This is a genomic window from Pseudomonas sp., assembly GCF_050739995.1.
GTDB lineage: Bacteria > Pseudomonadota > Gammaproteobacteria > Pseudomonadales > Pseudomonadaceae > Aquipseudomonas.
This window is the reverse complement of sequence record NZ_JBOICG010000351.1, coordinates 1-10447: the sequence shown is the minus strand read 5'-3', so window position 1 is coordinate 10447 and position 10447 is coordinate 1. Positions and strand designations below refer to the sequence as shown.

Annotated in this window: 10 protein-coding genes; 1 reads left to right on the top strand and 9 read right to left on the bottom strand. The window is 63.1% G+C overall.

All coding sequences use genetic code 11. The features are described from left to right. On the top strand, window positions 1-577 hold a 577-nt coding region (locus ACRESD_RS11765), incomplete at its 5' end, for an SDR family oxidoreductase (RefSeq protein ID WP_431751055.1). On the opposite strand, the gene ACRESD_RS11760 is transcribed toward ACRESD_RS11765, so the two are convergent. The 9 genes from ACRESD_RS11760 to ACRESD_RS11720 all read right to left on the bottom strand — a co-directional run bounded on the left by ACRESD_RS11760 (window position 574) and on the right by ACRESD_RS11720 (window position 10280). Further along, window positions 574-1578 carry a LacI family DNA-binding transcriptional regulator gene (locus ACRESD_RS11760; protein WP_431751054.1) on the bottom strand — a complete coding sequence of 335 codons (1005 nt, stop codon included), beginning with the start codon at window positions 1576-1578 and terminating at the stop codon, window positions 574-576. The two genes, ACRESD_RS11765 and ACRESD_RS11760, sit on opposite strands and share 4 nt — an antisense overlap. Window positions 1579-1636: 58 nt before the next feature. Next, the gene (locus tag ACRESD_RS11755) at window positions 1637-2500 is read right to left on the bottom strand and encodes a LysR family transcriptional regulator (protein WP_431751053.1); all 864 of its coding nucleotides are present in this window, start codon (window positions 2498-2500) and stop codon (window positions 1637-1639) included. Between the two features lie 524 nt (window positions 2501-3024). Next, window positions 3025-4428, bottom strand: a complete 1404-nt coding sequence (locus ACRESD_RS11750; protein WP_431751052.1) for an amidase — start codon at window positions 4426-4428, stop codon at window positions 3025-3027. Beyond that, window positions 4425-5693, bottom strand: a complete 1269-nt coding sequence (locus ACRESD_RS11745) for a Zn-dependent hydrolase (protein WP_431751051.1) — start codon at window positions 5691-5693, stop codon at window positions 4425-4427. Before ACRESD_RS11745 ends, ACRESD_RS11750 begins: the two co-directional genes overlap by 4 nt. 13 nt (window positions 5694-5706) lie before the next feature. Next, window positions 5707-6402: an ABC transporter ATP-binding protein gene (locus tag ACRESD_RS11740; protein ID WP_431751050.1), complete on the bottom strand. Its 696-nt coding sequence runs from the start codon at window positions 6400-6402 to the stop codon at window positions 5707-5709. Continuing rightward, window positions 6402-7151: an ABC transporter ATP-binding protein gene (locus tag ACRESD_RS11735; RefSeq protein WP_431751049.1), complete on the bottom strand. Its 750-nt coding sequence runs from the start codon at window positions 7149-7151 to the stop codon at window positions 6402-6404. Before ACRESD_RS11735 ends, ACRESD_RS11740 begins: the two co-directional genes overlap by 1 nt. Next, complete coding sequence (locus ACRESD_RS11730) at window positions 7148-8158, bottom strand: branched-chain amino acid ABC transporter permease (protein WP_431751048.1); 1011 nt, start codon at window positions 8156-8158, stop codon at window positions 7148-7150. Before ACRESD_RS11730 ends, ACRESD_RS11735 begins: the two co-directional genes overlap by 4 nt. Window position 8159: 1 nt before the next feature. Next, on the bottom strand, window positions 8160-9020 hold the full coding sequence (locus ACRESD_RS11725) for a branched-chain amino acid ABC transporter permease (protein ID WP_016974865.1): 861 nt from the start codon (window positions 9018-9020) through the stop codon (window positions 8160-8162). A 57-nt stretch (window positions 9021-9077) separates the two neighbouring features. After that, entirely contained in the window at window positions 9078-10280 is a 1203-nt protein-coding gene (locus ACRESD_RS11720; RefSeq protein ID WP_431751047.1) for an ABC transporter substrate-binding protein, read from the bottom strand. Between the last annotated feature and the right edge of the window lie 167 nt (window positions 10281-10447).

The window sequence follows — 10447 nt, the reverse complement described above, 5'->3', positions numbered from 1 at the left end:
CTGTCACACTCTGTGCCTGGACATTGCCGACAGCGCCGCCCTCGACAAAGCTCTGCACGACCTGCCACCACTCCACGGCCTGGTCAACTGCGCGGGTATCTCGCGACTGGAACCCGCCGCCGCGATCAGCGCCGACGCGTTCGACCAAGTGATGAACGTCAACGCCCGTGCCGCCGCTCAGGTGGCCAGCCGGGTGGCTGCAAAAATGATCGAAGCGAAGATCGCCGGCAGCATCGTCAACGTCTCAAGCCAGGCCTCGTTGGTGGCCCTGGACGATCACCTCGGCTACTGCGCCTCCAAGGCCGCGCTGGATGCGATCACCCGCGTGCAATGTGCCGAATGGGGCCGCTTCGGCATTCGCGTCAACAGCGTCAACCCTACCGTGACGCTTACGCCGATGGCGACCATGGCCTGGTCCGACCCGGCCAAGCGCGACCCGGCACTGGCGGCGATTCCCTTGGGGCGTTTCGCTGAAACGGCAGAAGTGGCGTTACCGGTGCTGTTCCTGCTCAGCGACGCCGCCAGCATGATCAGCGGCGTCAGCCTGCCCATCGACGGCGGCTACACCAGCCGCTAGCCGTTTTCCAACTGACCTGCGATCACCACCTTGTCCCGTGGCTTGAACGGGTCTTCCAGGCGGTCGAGCAGCAGGCGTACCGCACTGCTGCCGGCCAGGGAGGCGTCATGGGCCACGCAAGCGATGGGTACGCCGAAGATATCGGCGAAGGGCAGGCGGTCGATGCCGCAGATGGTCAGGCTGTCATGGGCAATGTTGTGCATGCGCAACGCGCGCAACGCGCCGAGGGTGATCAGTTGGTTGAACCCCATGATCGCGTCCGGCGCCGAGTGTTCGGCCAGGTAGTCGAGGGTGTGCAGGTAGGACGGCATCAGCGTGTAGTCGCCGGCCTGCACTTCGACCTGCACCTCGGGGTGTTCGGCCAGGACTTCGCGCAGGCCTTTGAGGCGCTCCACCGTGATGCGTGAGTGCTCGGGGCCGGTCAGCACCAGCAGGCGCTTGAGGTTGGGCGTCTGGCGCAGCAGGTAGTGCGCGGCCTGGATGCCGCTGTGATAATTGTCGAGCACCACGCGGCTGAACGGGCTGTCGTGGATCGTACGGTCGAGCAGCACCACCGGGGTTTTGCCGTTGCCCAGGCGCTCCAGGTAATCGGGCTGATAACTCGGCTCATCCGAGACCGGCGACAGGATGATCCCTGCCACGCGGTAGCCCAACAGGGTGTCCACGGCTTTGCTTTCCAGCTCTTCGAGTTCGTCGGTGTCCACCAGCATGATGGTGTAGCCATGCTTTTTGGCCTCGCGGGAAATCGCCTTGATCATTTCGCTGTAGAACGGGTTGTCCACTGACGCGGTGATCACGCCGATGATCAGGCTCTCACTGCGCTTGAGCCCGCGCGCGAAGGCGTTGGGCACATAGTCCAGCTCCCGCGCCACTTCGAGGATGCGCGCCAGGGTGGCGGGCTTGACCAGGTCGGGTTTGCTCAGTGCACGGGACACCGTGATGGTGGTCATGCCGACCCGTTTGGCGATGTCGCTGATGGTGACGGACTTTTTCTTGTTCATCGGTAAGGCTGCGAAAGGAAACATTCGCAGGCTAGCATGCGCGGCGGTATCCGGTGATTCAAATCAGTGGGTCCCAGCGCTGCGACCAATCACTTTCAGCTTTGACCACGCCGCGCAGCAGTTCCAATGCCTGCTGCAACACCGCCGAATCCCGCGCCCGTGAATACACCAGGTAAGTCGGGAAGCTGAACTCCGGCGCCTTGGGCACGCGTTGCATCACGCCGCTGTCCAGGTAGCTCTGCACCACGCGGGTGCGGAAGTAGCCGGCACCGCCATTTTCCAGGATGTATTGCAGCGCCAGCGGCCCCAGGTTGAAGCTCAAGGCTGCACGGGCCTTGTCGGGCAGCGCGGCATCGTGTTGCTGGCGAAAGCCCGGGCCCCAGTCGATGTATACGTATGGGGCCGGTTTGCTCGCCAACTGCACCAGGATCAATTTCTCTTCCAGCACCTGCTCCACCTGCAGCCCCGGCCAGTATTGCGGCTGGAACACCAGGGCGGCATCCAGCACACCCAGTTCGAGCTGGCGCAGCAGGTATTCGCCTTCGCGCACCTCGGTTCGCAGCGCGTGCCCCGGGATCTGTTCGCGCAGGACCTGGGCCCAGCCGAGCATCAATGGGTTGCACAGGCTGACCTCGCCACCGATATGCAGCACGTTGCGATAGCCTTCGGGCAGCGGCAAGTCGCGCCGCGCCGCCTCCCAGGTTTGCAGCAACTGGTTGGCATACACCACGAAGGCTTCGCCATCGGCCGTCAACCGCGCACCGGCGCGGTTGCGCACAAACAGCGTGCTGCCCAACTGGCTTTCCAGGCTTTTGACCCGTGCGGTAATGGCGGTCTGGGTGACGTGCAGCTTCTCGGCTGCCGCGGCCAGGCTGCCGCAGCGGGTGATTTCGAGGAAGGTGCGTGCCAGTTCGATGTCCATGAAGCCCCCTGGGAATGAATGGGGGACAGTGTAATGGAATGCGGTCGAAACTGTGGGAGGGGGCTTATCCCTCCGGCTGGCGACGGCTATCTAACTGTAGCCCCGCGATCCAAGTGTGGGAGCTGGCTTGCCTGCGAAGGCGGCCTGACAGGCGACCAGGATGTTGGATCAGACGGAGTACATATCCGTTATCTAGGTAACGGCTGCTATTGGTTCCGCCCTTACGGCGGCTCACTTTTGATAGAGCGCAAAAGTAAGCAAAACGCTCTTGCCCCAACACTCGGCACCTCGGCTAGGCTCGGTGTGCCCGTAATCCGACAGGTATTTGGGGGGCCGCCGCCACGCGCCATCCATGGCGCGGGGCGGCTAAACCGGCATCCCTGCCGGTTTACCCCCCAAATCCCTGTCGAATTCCGGCCAGCGTGTTTGACGGGGCGCCTAAGATCAAGATCAAAAGCAAGAGCACGGCGGCCTGACAGCCGGCCTGAGTGGTTGGATCAAAGGCAGCTCCAAGGGAGTGCATTTCAGGTTGGGGTTTGTGGGGCTTGGAGGTGCTGGGTCGGGAAGGCCTTCGCGTAGGCGTGGCACACCCGCAACACCTGCTCGTCGGCAAACCGCGCGCCTACTACATGCAATCCCACCGGCAAGCCGTTCGCTGCCAACCCACACGGCACCGATGCCGCGGGTTGCTGCGTGAGGTTGAAGGGATAGGTAAACGGCGTCCACTCGGTCCACTCCTGTAAACCCGAGCCCGGTGGCACGTCGTGCCCGGCGGTGAACGCGGTGATCGGCATCATCGGCGACACCAGTACATCGTAGTGCTCATGGAACGCGGCCATGCGCGCCACCAGCGCTGCGCGTGCTTCAAGGGCCGCGTTGAAGTCACCCAGGCTCAATCGTTCGCCGCGTTGGGCGATGCGCAACAGACCGGGGTCCAGCAGCTGTCTTTGCGCCTCGCTCATGGCGCCGGTCAGACGTGCAGCGCCGGCCGCCCACAAGGTACTGAAGACGTCCAACGGGTCACTGAAACCGGGGTCGATCTGCTCGACATGGGCGCCCAGTTGTTCCAGGCCTCGAATCGCCTCTGCGACCACCTTCGCCACTTGCGGGTCGACATCCACGTAACCGAAGTTCGGGCTGTAGGCTACGCGCAACCCTTTCAAATCGGCCGCGCCCGATAACCACGGGGTGGTCCTCGGTGCGCCGATCAAGCCATCTCGTGCATCTGGCTGGGCGATGGTCTGCAGCATCAATACGCTGTCTTCCACCGTGCGGGTCATCGGCCCCAGGTGCGACAGAATCGTCATGGAACTGGCCGGCCATTGCGGCACATAGCCAAACGTCGGCTTGATGCCGAAGGTGCCGGTAAACGCGCAGGGAATGCGGATCGAACCGCCGGCATCACTGCCCTGATGCAGCACACCCAGGTTCAACGCCGCCGCTGCCCCCGCGCCGCCGGACGAGCCGCCTGCCGTGGTGCGTGTGTCCCATGGGTTGCGGGTGATGCCATACAACGGGTTATCAGTGACGCCTTTCCAGCCGAACTCTGGGGTTGTGGTCTTGCCCAGCAGCACCGCACCGGCCTTGCGCATGAAGGCTGTGAAGGGCGCGTCGACGTCCCACGGGCCCTCGGCGTTGGAGGTGAGTGAGCCCTTGCGGGTGGGCATGCCGATCGTCAGCGTCAGGTCTTTGATGGAAGACGGTACACCGTCCAACGGCCCGCAGGGTTGACCGGTGAGCCAGCGTTGTTCAGAAGCACGCGCGGCATTCAGCGCGCCTTCCGGGTCCACGTGGCAGTAGGCATTCACTACCGGATTGAAGCGTTCGATGCGCAGCAAGGCGTCTTCGGTGACCTCCACCGGCGACAAGGTCTTGTCGCGAAAATGCTGCAGCAGTTGCACCGCTGTCAGTTGGCCAATCTCACTCATGCCACATCCTCCTGAGCCGCATTGACCATGGCGCGCAGTAACACCGCGCAGCCCGCCGCCAGGTCGTCTGGCGCGGCGTTTTCGATCTCGTTATGGCTGATGCCGCCTTCGCACGGCACAAAAATCATCCCGGCCGGGCCCAGTTCGGCGACGAAAATCGCGTCGTGCCCCGCACCGCTGACGATGTCCATATGGCTCAAGCCCAAGGCCTTGGCGCCCTCGCGTACGGCGTTGACACAGGACGGGTTGAAGTCCAGCGGTGGAAAGTCGGCAGTGGGCGTCAGCTCAAAGGTCAGGCCATGCTGTTTCGCGGTGGCTTCGATCACGCCGCGCACTTCATCGACCATGGCTTGCAGCTTGTCCGCGTGCAGGTGACGCAGGTCGAGCGTCATGTGCACCTGGCCGGGAATCACATTGCGCGAACCGGGGTGCAGGCTCAGGCAACCGACGGTGCCACAGGCGTGGGGTTGCTGTTGATGGGCGATGCGGTTGACCGCGCTGACCACCTCGGCGGCGCCCACCAGGGCGTCCTTGCGCAGGTGCATCGGCGTCGGGCCGGCGTGGGCTTCGACGCCGGTGAAGGTCAAGTCGAACCACTTCTGGCCCAGGCACCCCATCACCACGCCAATGGTGATGGCCTGGTCTTCCAGCACCGGGCCTTGTTCTATGTGTGCTTCGAAGTAGGCGCCCACCGGGTGGCCGAGTACCGCGCGGGAACCGGCATAACCGATGCGCTGCAGTTCAGCGCCGACCGACAGGCCCTGGTCGTCAAGCTTGTCGAGGGTGTCCTGCAAGTCGAACTTACCGGCAAACACTCCGGAGCCCATCATGCAGGGCGGGAAGCGTGAGCCTTCTTCGTTGGTCCATACCACCACTTCGATCGGCGCTTCGGTTTCGATCTTCAAATCATTCAGGGTACGGATCACCTCCAGTCCCGCCATCACCCCGTAGCAACCGTCGAACTTGCCGCCGGTGGGTTGAGTGTCGATATGGCTGCCGGTCATCACTGGAGGCAGGGCCGGATTGCGCCCGGCACGGCGGGCAAAGATGTTGCCGATGGCGTCGACACTGACACTGCACCCGGCGGCCTCGCACCATTGCACAAACAGGTCGCGGGCCTGGCGATCCAGGTCGGTGAGTGCCAGGCGACACACACCACCTTTCGCCGTGGCGCCGAGTTGGGCCAGGTCCATCAAGGATTGCCACAGGCGGTCACGGTTGACCAGCGGGGCGTTGCTCTTGAGCGGTTGCGCAAAACTATTCATCAGCAGTCTCCGGTCAGGCACTCAGGGCCAAATAGCGGTTTTTGATGGTCGGGTCGGCGCGGAAGGCTTCGGCGCTGCCCTCGTAGACCACGCGACCCTGTTCAAGCACGTAATGGCGGTCGGCGAGCTTGTCGCAGACCATCAGATTCTGTTCCACCAGCAGCACCGGCAGGCCGTCGTCCTTGACCTTGCGCAGGATCTTCACCAACTCGTCGACAATCACCGGAGCCAGGCCTTCGGTGGGCTCGTCGAGGATCAGCAGCTTGGGGTCGTTAAGTAGGGCGCGAGCGATGGCGAGCATCTGTTGCTCGCCGCCCGACAGTGCATGGCCGGCGTTTTTGCGGCGTTCCTTGAGGCGCGGGAACATGACGTACACGTCTTCCAGCTGCCAGCGGCTGGTCTTGCGCGCGGCGATGCGCAGGTTTTCCTCGACGGTGAGCAGGCGGAAAATCCCGCGATTTTCCGGCACCAATGCCAGGCCCTGACGGGCGATTTCGAATATCTTCTGCCCCACCAGCGCCTGGCCGTTGAAGTGGATCTGGCCCTGGCGCGGGCAGATGATGCCGAGGATGCTGCGCAAGGTGGTGGTCTTGCCGGCGCCATTACGACCCAGCAGTGTCACCAGTTCACCGGGGTTGACGGTCAGTGACACGCCTTCCAGCACATGGCTCTTGTCGTAGTAGGAATGGATGTTCTCGACGATCAGCATCAGGCAGCCTCCCCAAGGTAAGCGGTGCGCACACGTTCATCGGCACGCACGAACTCCGGCGTACCTTCCACCAGAATCTGTCCGTGGCTCATCACCGTGATGCGTTGGCTGATGGACATGACAATGCTCATGTTGTGTTCGATCAGCAGCACCGTGTGGTCGCGGCCGAGATCGCTGATCAATTGGGTCATGATCGGGATATCGTCGATGCCCATGCCCGAGGTGGGCTCGTCGAGCATCAGCAGTTTGGGCTTGGAGCAGATCGACATGCCCACCTCCAGCACCCGCTGCTGGCCGTGGGACAGCTCACCGGCCAGGGTATCGGCGCGGGTAGTGAGTTGCAGGCGTTCCAGCACCTGGTCGGCCATTTCCAGGTGTTCGCGCTTGCTGTCCACACGACGCCAGAAATTCAGGGCGCGCGCACCGTCTCGGCCTTGGGCGGCGAGGCGAAGGTTTTCGCGCACGCTGAGGTTCTGGAACAGGCTGGTGAGCTGGAACGACCGCGCCATGCCCAGGCCGACGCGGCCGTGGGCGGGCTTGCGCATCAGGTTCTTGCCGTCGAAATGAATCGCCCCAGCGGTGGCCTGGCGTTCGCCGGTGAGGCAGTGGAACAGGCTGGTCTTGCCCGCGCCGTTGGGCCCGATGATGGTGTGGATGGTGCCGGCCTCGACTTTGAGGTTCACGCCGTTTACCGCGCGGAACGCGCCATAGGCCAGTTCCAGGTCTTTGGTTTCCAGCAGGATGCTCATAGCCCTTCCTCCTTGGCGACGACGACGGTCTTGCGATTGCCGCGTACCTTTTCGAACAGCGACGCCAGGCCGCCCCATAAACCGCCGCGCATGAAGATCACCACCAGGATCAGGATCACCCCGAGCAGCATCAGCCAGCGTGGCCACAGGTCGGAGAGGAAATCCCCGAGCAGCACGATGGAGCCGGCGCCCAGCAGAGAGCCGAACAACGAGCCGGTGCCGCCGACGATGGTCATGATCAGGATGTTCTCCGACATCGCCAGGTCGATGTTCGACAGCGGCACAAAGTGCAGCAGCATGGCGTACAGTGCGCCCGCAATGCCGGTGACTGCTCCGGACAGCACAAACACCAGGATCTTGAAGTGCCGTGTGTCATAGCCGATGGCCGAGGCGCGGGTTTCGTTTTCGCGGATCGCCATCAAGGTGCTGCCGAACGGCGAGGCGATCACACGGCGAGCGCCGATGAAGATCAACAGGAACAGCACCGCGACAAAACCGTAGAAGGCACGGGCATCGCTGAGCGACAACAGCACGCTTTCACCCACGCGGATCTCCGGGCGCGGCACGCTGAGCAGGCCGTTGTCGCCTCCGGTCCAGTCGCTGAGGGTGTAGGCGACGAAGTAGGCCATCTGGCTGAACGCCAGGGTCAGCATCACGAAGTAGATGCCGGTGCGACGGATCGCCAGGGCGCCCACCAGCAAGGCCAGGAACCCGCCTGCGATGGCGGCGCCGAGCAGTGCAGTGAACAGGCCCAGCTGCAGATGGATCATCAGCAGCGCTGCGCAGTAGGCGCCGGCCCCGAAGAAGATGCCTTGGCCGAACGACAGCAGCCCGGTGTAGCCCAGCAACAGGTTGCAGGCGAGGGCGGCCATGGCAAAGATCAGGATCTCGGTGGCCAGGGTTGCCGACGGCAAGATCAGCGGCAGGCCGATCAGTACCGCCAACACCCATAGCAACATTGCGCGCGATTGCGTCTTGGCAAACGGCAGGGGATTTTTCTCGCTCATGTCAGGCTCTCCCGAACAGGCCGTAGGGGCGGACCAGAATCACCACGGCCATCGCGCCGTAGATCATCAGGCTCGCACCCTGGGGCCAGAGTGTGGTCATCAGGCTTTGCACCACGCCCACCAGCAAACCGCCGACCAGCGCACCGCTGAACGAACCCATGCCGCCGATCACCACCACCACGAAGGCGACGCCGAGAATTTCCGGGCCGACAAAGGGCTGCGCACCGCGCAACGGTGCGAACAGCACGCCCGCGACACCGGCCAGGGCCACGCCGAGGGCGAAGGTCATGGAGAACAGGCGGAAAATATTGGTGCCCAACAGCGACACGGTTTCGGTGCTTTCACTGCCGGCGCGCACCAGGGCGCCAAAGCGTGTGCGTTCGAGCAGCAGCCACAGGCCCAGGCCGACCAGCCCCGAGAACACGATGAGGAACAGTCGGTAGTAGGGGTACACGAAGTCGCCCACCACCAGCACGCCGCGCAGCAGTTCCGGCACGGCGACACTCTTGCCCACCGGACCCCAGATCATCACGCTGGCTTCCTGGATGATCAGTGCGATGCCCAGGGTCACCAGGATCTGGAACATGTGCGGCAAGTGATAGATCCGCTGGATCAGCAAGCGCTCGATGGCCCAGGCCAACGCGGCCACCACCAGCGGCGCGATCAGCAGCGCCAGCCAGAAGTTGCCGGTGAGGCTCACGGCGGTGTAGCAGATGTAGGCACCCAACAGGAAGAACGCGCCGTGGGCGAAGTTGACGAAGTTGAGCAGGCCGAAAATGATCGTCAGCCCGACCGCGATCAGGAAGTAGATCATCCCCAACCCAAGACCGTTGAGGATCTGGAACAGGTAAAGATTAAGCATGCAGGAACCCTCGGCAGGACGCCGCTTACGCGACCCTGCGCTACAAAATTCAGGGGATCAGCCGAGCGTGCAGCCCGTGGCTTCCACCGGCGGGAACGACTGGCCGGCGCTGAGCACCTTGGCCAGGTCATCCTTGTCGGCCATGTCGGCAGTGGCCTTGCCGATCAGCAGGTAGTAATCCTTGATGACCTGATGGTCGCCGGCGCGGATCGACTCTTTGCCCGTGGGCCCTTCGTAGCTCAGGCCCTGCATGGCCTTGGCCACGGTTTTTCCATCGAAGCTGCCGGTTGAGACGATGGTTTCGAGCATGACCTTGGTGCTGATGTAATCGGCAGCCAGCGGGTAGGTGGGGTTGATGCCGTATTTGGCCTGGGTGAGCTTGACCAGTTCACGGTTGAGTGGCGTGTCGACCTGGTGCCAGTACTGCGCGCCGAGGTACACGCCTTCCAATACATCGCTGCCCAATTCCTGGAACTGGTCGAGGCCGGCGGACCACACCAGCAGCACTTTCATGCGTTCCTTGATACCGAAGTTCACTGCCTGGCGCAGGGTATTGGACGACTGGCTGCCGAAGTTGAGCAGCACCAGCACATCGGGCTTGGCGGCGATAGCGTTGGTCAGGTAGCCGGAGAACTCCTGTTCCTGCAACGAGTGGTAACTGTTGCCGATGTGTTCCAGGCCGTTTTCCTTGAGCACATTCTTGGCGCCTTCCAGCAGCGCTTCGCCAAACACGTATTGCGGGGTAATGGTGTACCAGCGCTTGGCGTCCGGCAGCAGCTTGATCAGCGGCACCATGGTTTCGCGGATCGCGCCGTAGGTGGGCACCGACCAGCGAAACGTCGCGTGGTTGCAGTCAGAGCCGGTGACTTCATCGGCGCCCACCGGGGTCATGAACACGCCACCGACCTTGTCCACTTCCTTGGCCACCGCCAGTGCCGACGACGACAGGGTACAGCCCTGGAAGAACCGCGCGCCGTCCTGCTGGATGGCTTCCTGCACCTTGCGCACGGCCTTGCCGGCGTTGCCTTCGGTGTCGATGACCTTGTAGTTCAACGGACGGCCGAGCAGCTCGGGGTGCTGTTCCACCGCCAGGCGCGAACCCATGTCGGCAAACTTGCCATAACTGGCAAAAGCGCCAGACATGGACTTGAGGCCGTAAAAGGTAAAGGGCTCGGCGGCGAATACCGAACGCACGCTCAGCGGGAGGCTGAGGGCGGCGGCTGCGGTAAGACTGGCTTTCAACAACGTACGACGCTGCATGGGGTGACTCCCTGGTTTAGTTATTGGCAGGAGTGGCAATGGCGATACGGTGGAGCAAGGGCCTGTGGGCAGGCCTGTTATTGGTTGGGGCAAATGCTCTAGCGGTTGGAACTGGATTAGTGTGGGAGCTGGCTTGCCTGCGGTGCAGGCGCCTCGGTGTTTCTGTC